The organism is Sphingomonas sp. CFBP 8765, assembly GCF_014841445.1.
Taxonomy (GTDB): domain Bacteria; phylum Pseudomonadota; class Alphaproteobacteria; order Sphingomonadales; family Sphingomonadaceae; genus Sphingomonas; species Sphingomonas aerolata.
The window spans coordinates 80,316-99,544 of the sequence record NZ_JACYTY010000001.1 but is presented as its reverse complement, the minus strand read 5'-3'; the positions used below and the strand labels follow the sequence as shown (position 1 = coordinate 99,544).

17 protein-coding genes are annotated in these 19,229 nt (G+C 69.0%); 10 read left to right on the top strand and 7 right to left on the bottom strand.

Annotated elements, in window-relative coordinates:
• The first annotated feature begins 320 nt into the window (after nucleotides 1-320).
• From IFT87_RS00440 to IFT87_RS00415, 6 genes are read left to right on the top strand one after another with little or no spacing between them, the layout of a single operon-like run.
• The gene (locus IFT87_RS00440) at nucleotides 321-2,978 is read left to right on the top strand and encodes a glycoside hydrolase family 2 TIM barrel-domain containing protein (protein WP_192007159.1); all 2,658 of its coding nucleotides are present in this window, start codon (nucleotides 321-323) and stop codon (nucleotides 2,976-2,978) included.
• A complete protein-coding gene (locus tag IFT87_RS00435; protein WP_052149062.1) occupies nucleotides 2,975-4,258 on the top strand; it encodes an MFS transporter in 1,284 nt (427 codons plus the stop codon). The genes IFT87_RS00440 and IFT87_RS00435 overlap by 4 nt, the downstream gene beginning before the upstream one ends.
• Nucleotides 4,259-4,277: 19 nt before the next feature.
• The gene (gene uxuA, locus IFT87_RS00430) at nucleotides 4,278-5,447 is read left to right on the top strand and encodes a mannonate dehydratase (protein WP_197975084.1); all 1,170 of its coding nucleotides are present in this window, start codon (nucleotides 4,278-4,280) and stop codon (nucleotides 5,445-5,447) included.
• Nucleotides 5,444-6,856, top strand: coding sequence for a glucuronate isomerase (gene uxaC, locus IFT87_RS00425; RefSeq protein WP_037529167.1), 1,413 nt, complete (start codon nucleotides 5,444-5,446; stop codon nucleotides 6,854-6,856). Before uxuA ends, uxaC begins: the two co-directional genes overlap by 4 nt.
• A complete protein-coding gene (locus tag IFT87_RS00420) occupies nucleotides 6,853-8,298 on the top strand; it encodes a mannitol dehydrogenase family protein (protein WP_052149063.1) in 1,446 nt (481 codons plus the stop codon). Before uxaC ends, IFT87_RS00420 begins: the two co-directional genes overlap by 4 nt.
• On the top strand, nucleotides 8,295-9,299 hold the full coding sequence (locus tag IFT87_RS00415; RefSeq protein WP_031440143.1) for a sugar kinase: 1,005 nt from the start codon (nucleotides 8,295-8,297) through the stop codon (nucleotides 9,297-9,299). Before IFT87_RS00420 ends, IFT87_RS00415 begins: the two co-directional genes overlap by 4 nt.
• Before the next feature lie 6 nt (nucleotides 9,300-9,305).
• Here the strand turns inward: IFT87_RS00415 and IFT87_RS00410 are convergent, their stop codons facing one another.
• Nucleotides 9,306-10,268 carry a 2-hydroxyacid dehydrogenase gene (locus IFT87_RS00410; protein WP_192007157.1) on the bottom strand — a complete coding sequence of 321 codons (963 nt, stop codon included), beginning with the start codon at nucleotides 10,266-10,268 and terminating at the stop codon, nucleotides 9,306-9,308.
• A gap of 176 nt (nucleotides 10,269-10,444) precedes the next feature.
• Between IFT87_RS00410 and IFT87_RS00405 the strand changes: the two genes are divergently transcribed.
• The 4 genes from IFT87_RS00405 (at nucleotide 10,445) to IFT87_RS00390 (ending at nucleotide 13,991) form a co-directional block, all read left to right on the top strand.
• Nucleotides 10,445-10,723, top strand: coding sequence for a hypothetical protein (locus tag IFT87_RS00405; protein ID WP_128082125.1), 279 nt, complete (start codon nucleotides 10,445-10,447; stop codon nucleotides 10,721-10,723).
• A 135-nt stretch (nucleotides 10,724-10,858) separates the two neighbouring features.
• Nucleotides 10,859-11,434: an SAM-dependent methyltransferase gene (locus IFT87_RS00400; RefSeq protein ID WP_245336700.1), complete on the top strand. Its 576-nt coding sequence runs from the start codon at nucleotides 10,859-10,861 to the stop codon at nucleotides 11,432-11,434.
• Nucleotides 11,431-11,694 carry a hypothetical protein gene (locus IFT87_RS00395; protein ID WP_037529445.1) on the top strand — a complete coding sequence of 88 codons (264 nt, stop codon included), beginning with the start codon at nucleotides 11,431-11,433 and terminating at the stop codon, nucleotides 11,692-11,694. Before IFT87_RS00400 ends, IFT87_RS00395 begins: the two co-directional genes overlap by 4 nt.
• Nucleotides 11,695-11,870: 176 nt before the next feature.
• Nucleotides 11,871-13,991, top strand: a complete 2,121-nt coding sequence (locus IFT87_RS00390) for a phosphocholine-specific phospholipase C (RefSeq protein WP_192007155.1) — start codon at nucleotides 11,871-11,873, stop codon at nucleotides 13,989-13,991.
• Here the strand turns inward: IFT87_RS00390 and IFT87_RS00385 are convergent.
• The 6 genes from IFT87_RS00385 to IFT87_RS00360 form a co-directional block, all read right to left on the bottom strand.
• A complete protein-coding gene (locus tag IFT87_RS00385) occupies nucleotides 13,961-14,755 on the bottom strand; it encodes a MetQ/NlpA family ABC transporter substrate-binding protein (RefSeq protein WP_037529442.1) in 795 nt (264 codons plus the stop codon). The two genes, IFT87_RS00390 and IFT87_RS00385, sit on opposite strands and share 31 nt — an antisense overlap.
• Before the next feature lie 8 nt (nucleotides 14,756-14,763).
• The gene (locus tag IFT87_RS00380) at nucleotides 14,764-15,426 is read right to left on the bottom strand and encodes a methionine ABC transporter permease (protein WP_107932587.1); all 663 of its coding nucleotides are present in this window, start codon (nucleotides 15,424-15,426) and stop codon (nucleotides 14,764-14,766) included.
• A complete protein-coding gene (locus IFT87_RS00375) occupies nucleotides 15,423-16,157 on the bottom strand; it encodes a methionine ABC transporter ATP-binding protein (RefSeq protein WP_084215117.1) in 735 nt (244 codons plus the stop codon). Before IFT87_RS00375 ends, IFT87_RS00380 begins: the two co-directional genes overlap by 4 nt.
• Entirely contained in the window at nucleotides 16,154-17,170 is a 1,017-nt protein-coding gene (locus IFT87_RS00370) for an LLM class flavin-dependent oxidoreductase (protein ID WP_037529438.1), read from the bottom strand. The genes IFT87_RS00375 and IFT87_RS00370 overlap by 4 nt, the downstream gene beginning before the upstream one ends.
• Nucleotides 17,170-18,075 carry an ATP-grasp domain-containing protein gene (locus IFT87_RS00365; RefSeq protein ID WP_192007154.1) on the bottom strand — a complete coding sequence of 302 codons (906 nt, stop codon included), beginning with the start codon at nucleotides 18,073-18,075 and terminating at the stop codon, nucleotides 17,170-17,172. The genes IFT87_RS00370 and IFT87_RS00365 overlap by 1 nt, the downstream gene beginning before the upstream one ends.
• 252 nt (nucleotides 18,076-18,327) lie before the next feature.
• Complete coding sequence (locus IFT87_RS00360; RefSeq protein ID WP_192007153.1) at nucleotides 18,328-18,936, bottom strand: alpha/beta hydrolase; 609 nt, start codon at nucleotides 18,934-18,936, stop codon at nucleotides 18,328-18,330.
• Between the last annotated feature and the right edge of the window lie 293 nt (nucleotides 18,937-19,229).

The window sequence follows — 19,229 nt, the reverse complement described above, 5'->3', positions numbered from 1 at the left end:
ACAACTGAAATATACCCCGATTCCGTTACCTTTCTCTTAACGTTGATCTCTGTTCTTGATTTGAATCAAAAAAGAGAGGCCCGCGCGCGGGCTGATGCTGGACGCGCGACCTGCCTTACCGGACGGCCGCAAGCCCGATCACATGCCAACCCTCGACAGCCTTATTGTCCTGACACGCAGAGGGCCGGGCGCGTCAGAGACGTGGCACCACGTGACTCGCTCTTCCAAAAACCGTCCAAAATCCAAGCCAAACCCAAAAATTAACTGGTCAGGCCAATTGTCAGGAATTAAGCTGCCAAAAAAAGATCAGGGAGAGGGTTATGCAGACCAGATATGTCGCGGCGGCCGTCATCGCCGTTATGGCCGCGCCCGCTGCCGCACAGAGTGAGCGAACGGTCGTCCCCTTGGCGCAGGGCTGGGAGTTCCAGCGCGGCGGCGACGTCGATCCGGCGCAGGCCGCGCAGGCCGCCGGATCCTGGGAGCGGGTCAGCGTACCGCACACCTGGAACCGCGTCGGCTATTACATGCCCGACCCCCAGACCCATCTGAACAATGCCGAATCGGTCGACAAATATCAGGGCGTCGGCTGGTACCGCATGACGTTCACGCCGCCCGCCATGGACGCAGGTCAGCGCGCGTGGTTGCAGTTCGACGCGGCGAGCCGCACCGCCGAGGTCTGGCTCAACGGCCAGCGGATCGGCGGGCACAAGGGCGGGTTTTCACGCTTCCGGCTCGATGCCACGCGCGCGTTCCGCGCCGGGCAGGCGAACACGCTGCTGGTCAAGGTCGACAATACGCAACCGGCGCAGGGGTCGTCGACCGCGGACATCCTGCCGCTCGCGGGCGATTTCTTCGTGCATGGCGGGCTGTATCGGCCGGTCAGCCTGATCGTCACGAACGCGGTCCATGTCGACATGCTCGATGCCGGTGGCAGCGGGATCTTCGCGACGACCAGGTCGATCGACGCGGCGATGGCGAAGGTCGACGTCCGCGTGCGGATCCGGAACGACGGCACCAAGGCTCAGGCGGTCAACGCGGTGGTCAGGCTGATCGACGCGGGCGGCAAGACGGTCGCCACCGCGACCCGCCGCATCCCCCTGCGCGCCGACACCGCGTCCGAGAGCGTCCAGTCGCTGTCGGTCGCGACGCCGCATCTGTGGAACGGGGTCGCCGATCCGTATCTGCACCGTCTGGTGGTCGAGATCGCGACGCCGTCGGGCGCGGTGCTCGACCGGGTCGAGCAGGCGTTCGGCATCCGCGAGATGCGCGCCGACCCGGCCCGCGGCTTCATGCTCAACGGCAAGCCGCTGCGGCTCCAGGGCGTCGGCTATCACCAGGATCGCGAGGGCAAGGGCTGGGCGACCGCGCCTGCGGATATCGAGCAGGATTTCGCGATCATGCGCGAAATGGGCGTGAACAGCATCCGCCTGACGCATTACCAGCACGGCCAGGTGATCCACGACCTCGCCGACCGCTACGGCATGGTGCTGTGGGACGAGATCCCGCTCGTGTCGCGCTGGACCTGGGGCGACGATGCGGTCGCGAGTGCCGGGCTGCGCGACGATGCGCGCCAGCAGCTGCGCGAGCTGATCCGGCAGAACGGCAACCACGCGTCGGTGTTCAACTGGGGGATCGCGAACGAGGTCGATTTCGGCAAGTCGCTGCCGGCGTTCATCACCACCAGCAAGGACACGCCCGCGCCCGATCCGCTGCCGCTGCTGCGCGAACTGAACGCGCTGGCGAAAAGCGAGGATCCGTCCCGCGCGACCGCGCTGGCGACCTGTTGCGAAGGCCGGCTGCTCGGCTCCGCGGACATTCCGATCACCGCGGAGGCCGCGGATCTCGGCGGGGCCAACCGCTATTTCGGCTGGTATTACGGACAGCCCGGCGATCTCGGCAAGCATCTCGACTCGCTCCGCGCGCTGCGCCCGAACCAGCCCGTGTCGGTGACCGAATATGGCGCGGGCGGCGCGACGACGATCCACACCGACAACCCGCTCGGCGGCAAGGTCGACCAGCGCGGGCGCAACCAGCCCGAGGAATATGAGAGCTACATCCACGAAACCGCCTGGGCGACGCTGTCCGCCAAACCCTATCTCTGGGGGACATGGCTGTGGAATTCGTTCGATTTCGCGACGACCGTCCGGCGCGAGGGCGATGCGATCGACATCAACACCAAGGGGCTCGTCACCTACGACCGAAAGATCCGCAAGGACGCCTATTATTTCTACAAGGCGAACTGGACCGCGACGCCGACCGTGCACGTCGCCGGGCGGCGCTATGTCGACCGCGCCTATCCGGTCGCCGACGTCCGGGTGTACAGCAACGCGCCGCGCACCGACCTGCTCGTCAATGACCGCGTCGTCGGCACGCTGAGCGCCTGTCCGCAGATGATCTGCGCCTGGTCGAACGTCGCGCTGGCGGCGGGCGCGAACCGCGTCGTCGCGCGCGGCGTCTTCCCGACCGGGGCGGTCGACGACGCGATCGAATGGCGGGTGGCGCCGGAGGCTGCGCGGTCGATCCGGATCGACAGCGGCGCGCTGGTCGCACCGGAGATCGCGGGCAAGCGTTATGGCTCGGACGCGTTCTTCGACGGCGGCCGTTTCGGCGATATCAACGCCTATTCGGGCTATGGTCCGCGCCCCGAGAAAAAGGTTGTCGCGGGGACGCCCGAAGGTGCCGTCGCCGAAACCTACCGCGAAGGCCGGTTCGGCTACCGCGTGCCGCTCGCCAACGGGCGCTACACGGTCGAGCTGAGCTTCGTCGAACCCGCGCTTGCGGCCGGCGCCCGACAGTTCGACGTCGTCGCCAACGGCAAGCGCGCGATCGCCGCGCTGGATATCGCCGCGGTCGCGGGCGCGCCGCTCACGCGCGTCACGCGGCGGATCGTCGTGCCGGTCACCGACGGCATGCTCGACCTGAAATTCGTGCCGATCAAGGGCGACGCGATCGTGTCCGGCATCGAGATCACGCGATGAGCGCGCCGGGCAACCCGCGGCGCGGCTGGCGCAGCGTGCCGCTGCGCTGGCGGCTGATCGGGCTGGTGACGCTGGGGACGATCCTCAACTATCTCGCACGCTCGACCCTGTCGGTCGCCGCACCGCAGCTGAAAACCGAATTCGGCATGTCGACCGAGGATTACAGCTGGGTCGTGCTGGCGTTCCAGGCCAGCTACACGGTGATGCAGACCGTTGCCGGCAGCATGCTCGACCTGCTGGGCACACGGCTCGGCTTCTTCCTGTTCGCGGTCGGCTGGGCGCTCGCCAACATGGCGCATGCGCTGGCGACTGGCTGGCCGAGCCTCGCGCTGTTCCGCGCACTGCTCGGCGCGAGCGAGGCGGCGGCGATCCCCGCGGGCGCCAAGACGGTGTCCGAATGGTTCCCCCCGCGCGAGCGATCGCTGGCGACCAGCGTGTTCCAGATGGGCACCAGCGTCGGCAACATGATCGCGCCGCCGCTCGTCGCCTTCTGTATCCTCGCCTGGAACTGGCAGGCGGCGTTCATCGTGACCGGCGGCCTCAGCCTCGTCTGGGCGTTCCTGTGGTATTGGGGTTATCGCAGCCCCGCAGAGCATCCCGCGCTGAGCGAGGACGAGCGTGCCGCGATCATCGAGACCCGCGGCGAGGACGTCACCGCCAAGCCCGCGACGCGCGGCGACCTGTTGCGCAGCCGCAGCTTCTGGGGGATCGCGGTCCCCAAATTCCTGGCCGAACCGGCGTGGCAGACGTTCAACTTCTTCATCCCGCTCTATTTGGTGTCGGTGTGGAAGCTCGATCTGAAGAGTATCGCCTTATGGGCGTGGATGCCGTTCCTCGCCGCCGATTTCGGCAGCCTGGCCGCGGGCGTGCTGCCGAGCTGGCTGATGAAGCGCGGCGTGCCGCTGGTCGCGTCGCGCAAGATCACGATGACGATCGGCGCGCTGTGCATGATCGGACCGGCGTGCATCGGTCTTGCGCACTCGCCCGGCGTCGCGATCATCCTGTTCTGCATCGGCGGCTTCGCGCACCAGATGCTGAGCGGCGCGCTGGTGACGCTGTGTTCCGACATGTTCGACAGCCGGACGGTCGGCACCGCCACCGGGATGGCGGGGACGTCGGCCTGGGTCGGCGGGATGCTGTTCACGCTGCTGATCGGGCAGAGCGCGGATGCGTGGGGATATGACCCGCTGTTCGCGGCGTTGGCGGCGCTCGATCTGCTCGCGGCGGTCGTCTTGTGGAGTTTGCTGCGCGCTACGCCGCGCACGGGGTTGAGGGTTTAAGAGGATGACGAGTGTGTTGATGACGCAGACGATGCGCTGGTTCGGGCCGAACGATCCGGTGCGGCTGGACAGCATCCGGCAATCCGGCGCGACCGAGGTGGTGACCGCACTGCACGAGGTCCCGAACGGCGAGGTCTGGACGCGCGAGGCGATCGCCGCGCGCAAGCAGATGGTGCGCGACGCCGGGCTCGACTGGACGGTGGTCGAAAGCCTGCCGGTCGACGAGGGCATCAAGACCCGCTCGGGCGAATGGGACAGGCTGATCGACGCGTACCGCGAGAGCCTGCGCAATCTCGCGGCGTGCGGCATTCGCGTCGTCACCTATAATTTCATGCCGTTGCTCGACTGGACGCGGACCGATCTCGCCTGGGAACTGCCCGACGGATCGCGCGCGCTGCGGTATGAGGCGATCGTGGTGGCCGCCTATGACCTGTTCATGCTCCAGCGGCCGGGCGCCGAGCAGAGCTATGCGCCGGCGGTCCGCGAGGCGGCGGCGGCGCGCTTTGCCGGCATGGACACAGCGGCGCGCGCGGATCTCGAACGGACGATCCTTGCGGGCCTGCCGGGCAGCGAGGAGGGCTTCACCTCGGCCGCGTTCCTCGAGGCGATCGGCCGCTACGACGCCATCGACGCCGCGCGGCTGCGCGACAACCATGTCGCGTTCCTCGAGGCGGTGTGCCCGCTCGCCGACGAGCTCGGCATCGCGCTGGTCGTCCATCCCGACGATCCGCCGTTTCCGATCTTCGGCCTGCCGCGCGTCGTCAGCACCGAGGCCGACGTGACCGATCTGTTCACCCGCGTGCCCAACGTCTCGAACGGGCTGTGCCTGTGTACCGGGTCGTTCGGCGTGCGCGCTGACAACGACCTGCCCGGCATGGTCGACCGGCTCGGCTCGCGGATCGGCTTCCTGCACCTGCGTTCGGTCCAGCGCGAGGCCGATGGCGCGTTCCACGAAGCCGATCATCTGGAGGGCGATGCCGGCATGGCGGCGGTGATGGCGGCGGTCCACCGGCTGTCGGTCCGCGAAGGGCGCAGCATCCCGATGCGCCCCGATCACGGGCATCAGATGCTCGACGACCTGACGCGCACGACCAATCCCGGCTATTCGCTGCTCGGCCGGATGCGCGGGCTCGCCGAACTGCGCGGACTTGAACGCGGTATTGCCTTTGCGGCAGGAGCCCTTGCATGACCCGTCCTTTAGAGCTTCACCCCGACCGGCTGTTTCCCGCCGATCCGACGACCCGCGCGATCGCCCGCACGCTCTATGCGGAGATCGCCGACCTGCCGATCGTCAGCCCGCACGGCCATACCGATCCGACCTGGTTCGCCGACAACGCCAACTGGACCGACGCGACGTCGCTGCTGCTCGCGCCCGACCATTATCTGTTCCGCATGCTCTACAGCCAGGGCGTCGATCTGGACGCGCTGACGATCGCGCGCCGCGATGGCACGCGGAGCACCGATCCGCGCGCGGCGTGGCGGCTGCTCGCCGACCATTATGCGCTGTTCCGCGGCACGCCGTCGCGGATGTGGCTCGATCATGTGTTCGCCGAGGTGTTCGAGTTCGACGTCGCGTTCGAGCCGGCGACCGCGGACCTGTATTTCGACACGATCGGCGAAAAGCTCGCGACCGCGGCGTTCCGCCCGCGCGCGCTGTTCGACCGGTTCCGGATCGATTTCCTCGCCACCACCGAAGGCGCGCACGACAGCCTCGACGCGCATCACCGGATCCGCGAGAGCGGCTGGAACGGCCGCGTCGTCACCACCTATCGCCCCGACGGCGTCATCGATGTCGAGCACGAGCAATTCGCCGGCGCGCTACGCCGCTTCGGCGAGCTGACTGGCGAGGACGTCTATGGCTGGCAGGGCTATCTCGCCGCGCACCGCAAGCGCCGCGCCGATTTCCGCACGGCGGGCGCCACCGCGACCGATCACGGCCATCCGACCGCAGCGACCGCGAACCTGTCGACGCCTGAATGCGAGGCGCTGTTCGCGCGCATCACCGGCGACGACTGGACCGCCGCCGACGCCGAGCTCTTCCGCGCGCAGATGCTGACTGAGATGGCGGCGATGAGCGTCGAGGACGGCATGGTCATGCAGATCCATCCCGGCTCGGTGCGCAACCACAATGCCGGGCTGTTCGCCAGCCATGGCCGCGACAAGGGCGCGGACATTCCTGGGCGCACCGACTATGTCCACGCACTCAAGCCGCTGCTCGACCGGTTCGGGACCTCGACCGCGCTGTCGATCATCCTCTTCACGCTCGACGAGACGGTCTATGCGCGCGAGCTGGCGCCGCTGGCGGGGCATTATCCGTGCCTGAAGCTCGGCCCCGCATGGTGGTTCCACGACAGTCCCGAGGGCATGTGGCGGTTCCGCGAGATGACCACCGAGACCGCGGGCTTCTACAACACCGTCGGTTTCAACGACGACACGCGCGCCTTCCTGTCGATCCCGGCGCGGCACGACGTCGCGCGCCGGATCGACTGCGGCTATCTCGCGCGGCTCGTCGCCGAGCACCGGCTGGAGGATTGGGAGGCAGCAGAGCTCGCGCGCGAACTGACGAGCGATCTGGTCCGCAAGGCATACCGGCTGTGAGGCTGTCCAGGGCCACGCGCTCCGCGCTCGCCGCCGACGTGGCGCAGCCGGCATCCTCCACCGCGACCGGCGGGCGGATCGTGCATCTCGGGATTGGCGCGTTCCACCGCGCGCATCAGGCGGTCTATACACAGGATGCATCGACGCCGGACGCGGGCTGGCGGATCACCGGCGTGTCGCTGCGCTCGCCGCAGGTGCGCGATACGCTCGCCCCGCAGGACGGGCTCTACACCGTGACCGAACGGTCGAACGGCGCCAGCGCGACCCGGCTGATCGACGTGATCGACACGCTGCTGGTCGCCGCGGAGGATCCCGACGCGGTGATCGCCGCGCTCGCCGATTCCGCAACTCAGGTCGTGACGCTGACCGTCACCGAAAAGGGCTATTACCGGCATCCGGCGACCGGCGCGCTGCTCGTCGACGATCCGGCGATCGCGCACGATCTGAGCGGCGGCGTGCCGCGGACGATCTTCGGCTTTCTCGCGGCCGCCCTCGATCGGCGGCGCGGCGCGGGGGCAGGGGGACTGACGCTGGTGTCGTGCGACAATCTGTCGGGCAATGGCGCGCTGTTGATGCGTCTGCTGCTCGCGTTCCTCGAGCGCCGCGATGCGGATCTGGCCGGCTGGGTGCGCACGCATGTCACCGCGCCCGATACGATGGTCGACCGGATCGTGCCCGCCTCGACCGAGGCCGACCGCGCGGGCGTCGCGACCGCGATCGGGGTCGACGACGCCGCTGCCCTTGTCACAGAACCGTTCCGCCAATGGGTGATCGAGGACCGCTTCGCTGGCCCGCGCCCGCGCTGGGAGGCGGCGGGGGCGCAGATCGTCGACGACGTCGCGCCGTTCGAACTCGCTAAGCTGCGGCTGTTGAACGCCAGCCATTCGACGCTCGCCTATGTCGGGCTGCAACGGGGCCACGCTTTTGTCCATGAGGCGATCGCCGACCCGGCGCTGCGCACGTTCGTGATCGCGCAGATGCAGGAGGAGGCGGTGCCCAGCCTGACCGCGGCGGCGGGGCTCGATCCCGCGGCGTATATCGACGCGATTCTCGACCGCTTCGCCAATGCCGATCTGCACCACCGGCTCGATCAGATCGCGATGGACGGATCGCAGAAGCTCCCGCAACGCTGGATCGCGACCGTCGCCGAGCGGCAGGCGCAGGGGCTCGACAGCCCGAAGCATCGCCTCAGCCTCGCCGCGTGGATCGCCTACACCGCCCACGCGCCCGCCATGGCCGACGATCCGCTGCGGAATCGCTACGCCGCGATATGGGCGGACACGGCGGGCGACGCGCGGCAGGTCGTCGCGCGGTTCGTCGACGAACTCGGCATATTCCCCGCCGATTTCGACCACGCGGCGCTGGGCGATGCGGTGGTAACCTGGCAGGCGCAGGGGCCAGAGGCCGCGCTGCGCGGCGCCATCGGAGAGCCCGTCGCATGACCGGTACGATAGTGTGTTTCGGCGAGATGCTGTTGCGGCTCGCCGCGCCCGATCGCGGGCATCTGTTCCAGGACGCCCGGCTCGACGCGCATTTCGGCGGCGCGGAGGCGAACGTCGCGGTCGCGCTCGCGCGGATCGACGTGCCCGCCGCGGTCGTCACGACGCTGCCGCACGGCCTGATCGGCAATGCGGCGCTCGATTCGGTCCGTGCCGCCGGCGTCGACGTCTCGCGCGTGGTGCGCGCGGACGGCCGGCTCGGCCTGTATTTCCTGTCGCCGCCAAGCGGGTCGCGCGGCGCGCAGATCGTCTATGACCGCCTCGACAGCAGCTTCGCCGCCACCCCGTCGAGCGCCTATGACTGGCCCGCGATGCTGGACGGCGTCGGCTGGTTGCATCTGTCGGGGATCATTCCCGCAATCGGTCCGGGTGCCGCGCAGCTGTCGCTCGATGCGATCGCGGCGGCGCGGGCGGCGGGGGCCAGGGTCTCGTTCGACGGCAATTTCCGCGCGAGCATGTGGGCGCGCTGGTGCGCCGATCCGCAAGGCGTGCTGGTCGACCACGTCGACGGTGCGGACCTGTTGTTCGGCAGTCACCGCGATATCTCGCTGCTGCTCGGCGAGGACCATGCCGGTGACACGCCGGACGCGCGGCGTCGCGCGTGCGAGGCCGCGTTCGCGCGGTTTCCGACGCTCGCCTGCATCGCCTCGACCGCGCGCCGGGTGATCGATGCCGATACGCACGCCCTGTCCGCGCGCGTCGATCGCCGTGACGACTCGTTCGAGACCGAGACTGTCCTCGTCACGCAGATCGTTGACCGGATCGGCACCGGCGACGCGTTCGCCGCGGGCGTGCTCTCCTGTCTCGACGACGGGTGCGAGGCGGCGGCGCGCCGCGGTCTCGCGCTCGCCGCGCTCAAGCACGGCACCGCGGGCGATCACAGCCGGACGACGCTGACCGATCTCGCCGACTTTACCGGGGCACCCGCCGACGTGCGGCGGTGACCGGGCTCAGCCGGGGTTGGGCGTCTCCGCGACGGGGGTAAGCGCGCGGCCGGTCTCGAACCACGCGCGCAGATTGTCGACGACCAGCCCGCCCATCGCCGCGCGCGTCCGCTTCGACGCCGAACCGATATGCGGCAGCAGCACCGTGTTCGGCCGCGCGCGCAGGCTGGCGGGGACATTGGGCTCGTCTTCATAGACGTCGAGCCCGGCGGCGAGGATCGTGCCCTGCTGCAACGCTGCGATCAGCGCGTCCTGATCGACGACGCTGCCGCGCGCGACGTTGATGAACACGCCCTGCGCGCCCAGCGCCTCGAGCACCGCGGCGTCGACCAGATGCTGCGTCCCCTGACCGCCGGGCACGATCGTGATCAGCACGTCGCACGCCGCGGCCAGCGCGACCGGCGTGTCGTGATAGTCATAGCCGATATCCGCCTGCCGCGACCGGCCATGATAGGCGATCGGCACGTCGAACGCCTCGAGCCGCCGCGCCACCGCCTTGCCGATCGCGCCGAGCCCCAGAATCCCGATCCGCCGTCCGCGCAGGCTCGGCGACAGCGGAAACGACTGTTCCGCCCAGGCACCGTCGCGGACATGGCGATCGGCCTGCGGGATCCCGCGCAGCGTCGCGAGCAGCAGCCCGATGGTCAGATCGGCGACCTCCTCGTCCAGCACACCGGGCGTATTGGTCACGACGATGCCGCGCGCCGCCGCGGCATCCGCGTCGATCCCGTCATAGCCCACGCCGAAATTGGCGACGATTTCGAGCGCGGGCAGCCGGTCGTACCACGACGCGTCGATCCGCCCCGCGAGCGAACTCGCCGCAAGCCCGCGGACGCGCGGCGCCACCGTCGCGAGGAACGCGTCGGGGTCTTCCTGCTCCCATAGCCGGTGCACGACGAACCGCTCGCCCAGCGCGTCGAGGACGCTCGGCAGCATGGGGGCGGGGATCAGGATTTCGGGTCGGTTCATGCCGGGGGTTTACGCACAAACCGCGCGGGCAGACACCCCCTTCCGGGGCCCCCGCGGCGGCCGCCGCATGCGAGAAAACTGCCCAACCCTATGCCCCCGCTACGCAAAAGGCCGGGATCGCTCTCGAATTGCTATGCCGCGGCCGATAGCTGGAGGGCCACGACAAGGAGAGTGGCATGGCAGCGTGGCATCGTTCGCGGCGCGCGGATCTTGGTCTGCGCGCGGTGGGACTTCTCCTCTGCGCAATGGCGTACATCGCCGTGTGGCGGCTGTCCGCCCTCGCGCTTTCCCCTCACGCCGCGGGTGCGTTGGCCTTCGCGCTCGCCGCGATCGGCTTTCTGGGGGCGAGCGCGGGCAGTGTCATGGTGCTACTCGGGCATCACCTGTTCGACGGTATCGCGGTCAGCGAGCGCTGGCGGCCCCGCGTCCGCGCCACGCCAGCGACCACGCACTGAAATGCGACGAGCCGTTGCGCCCACTATGGCGCCACTATGGGGTTTCGGGGAATCGCTCTCGAATCCCTATGCCGCGGTTCGTAATTCGGGTTTGCGGGCGCCTGGACGCCCGATCACACAGGCAAAAGCGCGAACATGTCGTCTGAACCCACGCCGGAGCCCCGCGCACGCGGGCGCGTCATTCCTCTCGGCCAGAACAAGGCGGGCCACGGGCGTGTGACCCCGGCACTCGGCGCCACGGCGGAAGCGAAGGCGGACATGCCCGCCACCATGACCCGAGCCTGCGCACGCCGCGCGACGCGCGATCCGCGCTGGCCGCATATCGCGGCGGCGCTCGCCGATCTGCGCGAACGGCATCGCCACGCGGTCCGGATCGTCGATGCCGACTGTGCATGCGGGACGCTGCTGATCGAAACCGTGCGTTACGCCCGCGCGCTCGGCTTCACCGCGATCGAGGGGCAGGGCGTCGCCGATGCGCCGGCGCTGATCGGCCGCGCCCGCGCCGCTGCAGCGCGGCTGCACGATCCCGCGATCGGGCTCGACTTCGAGGTTGGCGGTCTGGCGCAGGCGCTCGCCCGCGAAGCCGATTTCCCCGCCGACATCGTGCTGTGCCACGACCAGGACGGCGGCATCGCGCGGCTGCTGGCGGCCGCCGGCACCCTCGTGATCGGCGATCCCGTCGCGACGCGCGTGCGGAGGCAGGCGGCATGACGCGGCGCGACCTGCAATGGAAGGCGGGCGGCTTCGCGCTGATGGCCGTCTCCTGTGCGCTGTGCATGGCGGTCGACGGATCGCCGCTGATGCTCCTCTTCTTCCCGCTCGCGCTGCTCGGGTTGCCGCTGATGATCCACGGCAAACGCGTCGGGCAGATGGTCCGGGCGGAACGCCGCGGGCACAGCCACACGGTCGACGCCGTCCATGCCGCGCGCCTGCGTCGGCGCGGACGGGGCTGCGACGGCTCCGGCCGCTGACCGCGAAAGCGCCTGTCACGGACATCGTCGACGATCGCGTGTCACGCCGGTGCAACCTGTCGGCACTAACGATCCCGGGTGAACACGCCGTCGCCGCTGTCGCTCGACTGCCGATCTGAACCGGGCATGGTCCGCGGGCGTTTGCGGACCATGCGCTCCTCCTGTGGGTTGCCCCGATGACCGATGTCTCCCGTCGTACACTGCTCGGTGCAGGCGCCACCGGTGCCGCGCTGTCCGCGTTTCCCGCGGCGATCGCGCGCGCCGCGGCGATCGCGCCCGATGTGAAGACGGGCTCGATCATGGATGTCGAGCATGTCGTCATCCTGATGCAGGAAAATCGCGGGTTCGATCATTATTTCGGCACGTTGCGCGGCGTCCGCGGCTTTGCCGACCGGTTGCCGATCCCCGTGCCGGCAACGGCTGCGGGCGGGGCGGCGGCGCCGGTCTGGTATCAGCGCGACCGGACGGCACCGGGCGGCGCGCGGACCGTGCTGCCCTTTCATCTCGCCACCCGCACCAATTTCGACCTGATGCGGATGGAGGGTACGCCGCACAGCTGGCCCGATGCGCAGCGTGGCTGGGACGAGGGGCGGATGGCGCACTGGCCCGAGGCGAAGAGCCAGCGCGCGATGGGGCATTACCGGCGCGAGGACCTGCCGTTCCAGTTCGCGCTCGCCGAGGCGTTCACGCTGTGCGACGCGTATCACTGTTCGGTGCAGACGGGGACCAACACCAACCGGCTGTTCCTGTGGAGCGGCACCAACGATCCCGGCGGCACGCTGGGCGGTCCGGCGATCGGCAATTCGCATGACAGTTTCCCGGAGGATGGCGGCGATCCCGAACCCTATCGCTGGACCACGATCGTCGAGCGGTTGCAGGCCAAGGGGGTCGACTGGCGCATCTATCAGGACATGGCGGACAATTTCACCGACAACCCGCTGGTCGGGTTCGCCACCTTCCGCGCGGCGCATCATGCGGCAGGCGACGCGGAACTGCGCGACCGGGGGCTGACGACGCGCGGGCTCGACGCGCTGCGCGCCGACGTGCTGGCCGGGCGACTGCCACAGGTGTCGTATGTCATCGCCACCGCGAAGGGATCCGAGCATCCCGGTCCGTCGAGCCCGGCACAGGGTGCGGCCTATACCGCCGAACTGCTCGACGCGCTCACCGCGGATCCGAAGATCTGGGCGCGGACCGCCTTGTTCGTCATGTTCGACGAGAATGACGGCTTTTTCGATCATGTCCCGCCGCCCGCGCCGCCGTCGCGCGCCGCCGACGGCACGCTGCTCGGCGGATCGACCGTCGATCTGACCGGCAGTTACCATCTCCGCCCGAGCAAGGGCGACGCGGCGCTCGACCTCCCCGCCTATCGCGGCCGCGCCTATGGCTTGGGGCCGCGCGTGCCGATGTACGTCGTCTCGCCGTGGAGCCGGGGCGGGTGGGTCAATTCGCAGGTGTTCGACCACAGCTCGGTGATCCGCTTCCTCGAACAGCGGTTCGATGTCCACGAGCCCAACATCACGCCATGGCGCCGCGCGGTCTGTGGCGACCTGACCTCGGCATTCGATTTCACCGCCGCCGACGTCGCGCCCTTCGTGGCGATGCCCGATCCGCGCGCCGATGCCGCACGCGCCGCGGCGATCCCCCGGCAGCCGAGCCCGCAGGCACCGCCGGGCGAGTCCCTCCCGTGGCAGGAACCCGGCATCCGCCGGTCCCGCCCGCTACCCTATGCGCTGCGCGTCGCTGAGACGATGACGGGTGACGCGATCCGGCTGCACTTTGCGGCCGACGGCACGCAGGCCGCGGTCTTCCACGTCTATGACCGCCGGAGCCTGGACCAGCCGCCACGCCGCTTCACGGTCGAGCCCGGGCGCACGCTGGACGGGCAATGGGGGTTCGACGCGGAGGGCCGCTACGACCTCTGGGTGCTAGGCCCGAACGGCTTCCACCGGCATTATGCGGGGCATCGTGACGACCCGGCACTGGTGTCGCGGCTCGTCTGGCACGCGACACCGACCGAATTGGCATTAGTGCTCCCCGCCGGACACCGCGAACACGGGCTGGTCGCGCAGGTCGAGCGCGTCGGGGCGGCGGCGCTCGTGACCGGGCTGGTCGACACGCGCTACCGCTGGCCGCTCCGCAACAGCCATGGCTGGTACGACGTCACGATCACCGCGGCGACCGCGCCGACCTATCGCCGCCGCGTCTCGGGGCGGGTCGATGCGCCCGGGCGGATGACGTGCAGCGATCCGTTCGTCACCGCGGCTCAGAACGCGGGGAGCACCGCGCCCGCATAACGGTCCGCAATGAAGCGCCGCGTCTCGGGGCTTCGCAGCGCGGCGATCAGCTTGACGACGCGCGGATCCTTGTCGCCACCGGGCAGGCCGACGACGAAATTGACATAGGGGCTGTTCTTGTCCTCGATCGCGAGCGCGTCGCGCACCGGGTTCAGCTTCGCGTCGAGCGCATAGTTCGTGTTGATCAGCGCCAGATCGACCTCGCCGAGCGTGCGGGGCAGGGTCGCGCCCTCCAGCTCCTTGAACTTGAGGGTCTTGGGGTTGGTCGCGATGTCGTTGAGGCTCGACAGCGCATTGGTCGGGTTCTTCAGCGTGATCAGCCCGGCCTTCTGCAGCAGCAGCAGCGCGCGGCCGCCGTTGCTCGGCTCGTTCGGGATCGCGACGGTCGCGCCGTTCGGGACCTGCGCGATCGTCTTCCACTTGCGCGAATAGGCGCCCAGCGGCTCGACATGGACGCCCGCATAGGGAACCAGATGCGTGCCGCGCGAAGCGTTGAACTCGTCGAGATAGGGCTTGGTCTCGAAATAGCTGACGTCGATCTGCTTCTGCTCGACCTGGAGGTTGGGCTGCACATAATCGTTGAAGACGCGGATCTTGAGATCGACACCCTGCTTGGCGAGCGCCGGCTTGATCGATTCGAGGATCTCGGCATGCGGCACCGCGGTTGCGGCGACGGTCAGCGCCGTGCCGTCATCCGTCTTGGCGCCACCGCATGCGGCGAGCGCGAGCAGCGAGAGCGAGGCGAGAAGCGTGCGGCGGTTCATGGCATTTCCTAGCGGCGGGTAAAGTGGCGGGCGAGCGCGTCGCCGGCATATTGGATGATCTGGACGAGGACGACCAGCAGGACGACGGTGACGACCATCACATCGGTCTGGAAGCGCTGATAGCCGAACCGGATCGCGAGATCGCCGAGCCCGCCCGCGCCGACCACCCCGGCCATCGCGGTGAACGAGACGAGCGCGACCGCGGTGACGGTGGCGCCCGAGATCAGCCCCGGCATCGCCTCGGGGATCAGCGCGCGCGTCACGATCTGGCGGGTCGTCGCGCCCATTGCCTGCACCGCCTCGATCGTCGTCCGGTCGATCTCCTTCAGCGATCCCTCGACCAGACGTGCGTAGAAGGGCGCGGCCCCCACCACCAGCGGCGGGATCGCCCCCGCGACGCCCAGCGACGTGCCGACCAGCAGCACGGTCAGCGGGATCATCACGATCAGCAGGATGATGAACGGCACCGATCGCAGGATGTTGACGGCGATCCCGAGCGCGCCATTGGCAAGCCGGTTCTCGATCAGCCGACCCTTGCCGGTCAGATACAGCAGGACGCCGAGCGGCAGGCCGAGCAGGATCGTCAGCACCAGCGACCCGCCGAGCATGATGAGCGTGTCGAGGCATGCCTGGCCGATATCGGACCAGTCGACATTTTCGAAGAATGTCATGCCGCGAGCGCCGCCAGCATGCGCCGGGTCGCCGGATGCGCGGCGTGGGCAAAGATGTCGGTGACGGTGCCGGTCTCGACGACCTGGCCGCGTTCCAGCACCGCGACGCGGTCGCAGACGTAGCGGACGACGTCCATCTCGTGCGTGATCAGGACGATCGTCAGCCCGAGGTCGCGGTTGAGGTCGCGCAGCAGCGTCAGCACCGAGCGCGTGGTTTCGGGGTCGAGCGCGCTCGTCGCCTCGTCGCACAGCAGGATGTCGGGGTCGGTGGCGAGCGCGCGGGCGATACCGACGCGCTGCTTCTGCCCGCCCGACAGCTGAGCAGGGTATTTGTCGGCGTGATCGGACAGGCCGACCCGGTCCAGCAAGGCGGCGACCTTGCTCTCGCGGGTCGCTTTCGCGACGCCGGCGAGCACCAGCGGGAAGGCAACGTTCGCCGCGACCGTCCGCGAGGAGAGCAGCCCGAAATTCTGGAAGATCATGCCGATCCGCCGCCGGAGCGCGCGCAGATCCGCCGCCGACAGGCCTGCGACGTCGATCCCGTCGACCTCGACGCGCCCGGACGTCGGCCGTTCGAGCGCATTGATCAGCCGGATCAGCGTCGACTTGCCCGCGCCCGACTGACCGATCACCCCGAACACGCCGCGTGCCGGAATCTCCAGCGACACGCCGTCGAGCGCGGCCGCATCGCTCGCCGGATAGGTTTTGGAAACGTCGCGCAGGCGGATCATGCGGACCCCATGACCTGCACCGCGAACCGCTCCATTTCCTCAGCCTGCGGGCTCATCTGGAGCAAGAGCAGGTCGAGCCCGGCGGCCTCATACTCCGCGATCCGCTCCTTCAGCTGTTCGGGCGTGCCGACCAGATTGGGGCGCAGTCCGCGGTTGGAGACCGAATATTCCTGGATCTTCAGTTCGCGTTCGAGCTGCGTGCCCGACAGCCACTGGTCGAAATTGGCATAGCCTGCGGGCAGTTCGGTGACGCTGGTGATCCGCTCGAGCTCGCGCTTTGCCTCGGCCTCGCTGTCACGGACGATCGCATAGGCGGCCATGCCGTATTGCATCGGTGCGCCGCCCGCGGCTTCGCGTCGCGCCGCCATGTCGGCGATCTTCGGCGCGATCGCGTCGGCCGGGTCGCCGTGCATGACATAGGCGTCGCACTTGGCCGCGATCATCGCCTTCGCCTTCTCGCTCTCGCCGCCGGCATAGACGGTGGGGCGCTTGACGGGCTTGGGCGAACAGATCGCCTGCTCGGTGGTGTAGAACTGCCCAGCAAAGTCGAACCGCTCCTGCGTCCACAACCCGTCGACGACGGAGAGCCATTCGTCGGTCCGCGCATAGCGATCGTCATGCTGGTCGAACTGCAGGCCATATTGCTTCGCCTCGTCCGCCCACCAGGACGACACGACGTTGAGCGCGAGGCGCCCGCCTGAGATGCGGTCGATATTGGCCGCCGCCTTGGCGAACAGCGCGGGGTGGTGGAAATTGGGGCGCACCGCGACCATCAGCTCGATGCTGTCGGTCACCGCCGCCAGCGCCGCCGCGGTCGACCACGCATCGAGCGCGGGCTGTTCGACACCCTTGATGTCGTTCAAATTCAGCTCGGCGATCAGCGTCAGGTCATAGCCCCAGCGCTCCGCATTCTGCGTCAGCGCCTTGGTATAGGCCCAGCTCGCCTCCATCCCCTCGTCGGGGACGTTGCGAAGCCAGCCGCCGAAAACCGGAGTCCAATAGCCATAGCGCATCAACGAGTCTTCCCAATCTGTTCGATCAGGTAATCGACGAGCCGGTCATGCGGATCCCAGCCGAGCACGTCGAGCGGCTTGGCGACGAAATTGGACAGCGCGTTGATGTCGTAGAAGCGCGCGACGCCGTCGCGGTCGTCGATCATCACCTCGACCCCGCCGACATCGAGATCGACCGCGCGCGCGATCGCCTCGGCGGCATCCTTCAGCACCTGCGACGGCTCGACCGCGGCCATCTTGATCCCCGAGCCGGGGACGACGCACGCATCCGCGGGGCAGAGATCGAACGCGCCGCCGCCTGCGACGTCGATCGCATAGAGGAACTTGCGGTCGAGCGTCTCGATCCGGGTGATCGCGCCACCCCGGACGGGGACATATTCCTGCACCAGTAACACGCCGTCGACGCTGCCCGGCAGGCCATCGTCGGTGACCGCGGCGCGGAGTTCGTCGAGGCTGTCGAAGCGGATGATCCCCGCGCCCGAACCGCCGATATTGGCCTTCACGACCAGCGGAAAGCGCAGCGTCTGCGCCGCGCCGACGATGTCGGCGGCGCGGTGGACGACGCGCGTCTCGGGGATTGCGAGGCCGAGCGATGCGATCAGCGACAATTGCCGCGCCTTGGAGGCGTCGATCGCGAGCACGTTGGCGCCGTTGATCACGCGCGCACCGGTGCGGCGCCAGTGATCGAGCATCGCCATCGTGTCGAAGATCGGATGCTCGTCGCTGCGCAGGAAGCTCGACATCGCGATCCGGTTGAACACGACGCGCGCCGGCGCAGTCTGGTCCGCGGGGTTCCAGAACCCGTCCGGCGTGGCGCGCGAGAACTCGACGCCGCGCGCGTCGAGCGCCGCGAACAGCGGCACGAACCAGGCGGGATGTTCGTAAAGGACGGCGAGATCGGTCATGAAGCCTCGGATGAATTGAGCGCGCCCTCTGCCACGCCGACGCGGGGACCGCCATCGATAGCGGCTTTGGCCCGATCAAGCCTGGGTTTAGCGAACGGCGCCGGCGCCGGCGGTCGCTTCAATGGATCCGCGGGATCGACCTGCGCGATCTCGACGAGGCACGCTTGCGGCGCGCTCGTCAGCGTGGCGACGATGCCGACCGGGGGGTGGGAAGGGGCGGGCCTCGCGGCGCAGCGCCGACGGCAGGCGCGCTCAGTCGATCGCGGCGGGTCGGCGGAGGCGCCGTGCCGGGCGGGGTCCGGGCGCGAAGGCATCGCCCGGCACCCGGTGCTCGAGCAGCGGGAGCAGCGCGATCAGCCGGGCCTCGTCCTCGGTCGGGGTGGCGGTGCGCGTCGTCGGCGCCGGAGCGGCGATCGATCCGCGCTCGACGAAATGACTGCCCCAGCGATCGGCCAGCGCCAGCACCCGGTCGATGAACGGACCCGGGGCACAGGCGACGACCGACGGGAAGGGCAGGCGGGTTGTCGGCCCGGGACGCGCCGCCGCCGCGATCGCCTCCTGACCGAAGCCGATCGACAGCGGCGACAGCAGGACCGCGCCCTCGATCGCCTGCAGATAGCTGCGCGGCGACAATTGCGCCCACCACGCGACCGCAAGGCAGGCGACCCCCTGCGCCAGGATCACCGCCGGCTCCTCGCGCCGGGCAAATGCCGCGTCGAGCTGCAACGCCCAGCGACCGCTCTGAAATTTCGCGAGATCCAGTTCGATCGTCGGGATCGCGGCGTCGGGGACCGGATCGCCCCGGATCACGACGATAACGGCATGCTGGGTATCGATCGAAGCCTTGTCCCTGACGGCCATAGCGGATCACCTCGGATAGACCTGCAGCAGCGCGCGACCATCGATCTCCGACTCGCAGTCACGCGCTCCGATGACGAAGCGTAATCCGGCCCGGACGATAGGCAATAGTCTTGCGGCATCCCATGCCGGCGATGCGCCGGATCGCGTCCCGACGCCCCGATCCGCGGCGTGACCGCGCTGCCTTCAGGCATACTGCCCTGCCTGCTTTCACAAGCCGCCCTATTCCCGACATATAATACCGCTCCACTCGATGTCGCCCGCTGCGTGAGAGTGTGACGATGATCGATCCCCCC

Coding starts and splice junctions, on each gene's coding strand:
- IFT87_RS00370 (WP_037529438.1), bottom strand. CDS start 17,170: ATGCGCTATGGCTATTGGACTCCGGTTTTCGGCGGCTGGCTTCGCAAC.
- IFT87_RS00435 (WP_052149062.1), top strand. CDS start 2,975: ATGAGCGCGCCGGGCAACCCGCGGCGCGGCTGGCGCAGCGTGCCGCTG.
- IFT87_RS00365 (WP_192007154.1), bottom strand. CDS start 18,075: ATGACCGATCTCGCCGTCCTTTACGAACATCCCGCCTGGTTCGTGCCG.
- IFT87_RS00385 (WP_037529442.1), bottom strand. CDS start 14,755: ATGAACCGCCGCACGCTTCTCGCCTCGCTCTCGCTGCTCGCGCTCGCC.
- IFT87_RS00380 (WP_107932587.1), bottom strand. CDS start 15,426: ATGACATTCTTCGAAAATGTCGACTGGTCCGATATCGGCCAGGCATGC.
- uxuA (WP_197975084.1), top strand. CDS start 4,278: ATGACGCAGACGATGCGCTGGTTCGGGCCGAACGATCCGGTGCGGCTG.
- IFT87_RS00440 (WP_192007159.1), top strand. CDS start 321: ATGCAGACCAGATATGTCGCGGCGGCCGTCATCGCCGTTATGGCCGCG.
- IFT87_RS00360 (WP_192007153.1), bottom strand. CDS start 18,936: ATGGCCGTCAGGGACAAGGCTTCGATCGATACCCAGCATGCCGTTATC.
- IFT87_RS00390 (WP_192007155.1), top strand. CDS start 11,871: ATGACCGATGTCTCCCGTCGTACACTGCTCGGTGCAGGCGCCACCGGT.
- uxaC (WP_037529167.1), top strand. CDS start 5,444: ATGACCCGTCCTTTAGAGCTTCACCCCGACCGGCTGTTTCCCGCCGAT.
- IFT87_RS00405 (WP_128082125.1), top strand. CDS start 10,445: ATGGCAGCGTGGCATCGTTCGCGGCGCGCGGATCTTGGTCTGCGCGCG.
- IFT87_RS00400 (WP_245336700.1), top strand. CDS start 10,859: ATGTCGTCTGAACCCACGCCGGAGCCCCGCGCACGCGGGCGCGTCATT.
- IFT87_RS00415 (WP_031440143.1), top strand. CDS start 8,295: ATGACCGGTACGATAGTGTGTTTCGGCGAGATGCTGTTGCGGCTCGCC.
- IFT87_RS00395 (WP_037529445.1), top strand. CDS start 11,431: ATGACGCGGCGCGACCTGCAATGGAAGGCGGGCGGCTTCGCGCTGATG.
- IFT87_RS00375 (WP_084215117.1), bottom strand. CDS start 16,157: ATGATCCGCCTGCGCGACGTTTCCAAAACCTATCCGGCGAGCGATGCG.
- IFT87_RS00410 (WP_192007157.1), bottom strand. CDS start 10,268: ATGAACCGACCCGAAATCCTGATCCCCGCCCCCATGCTGCCGAGCGTC.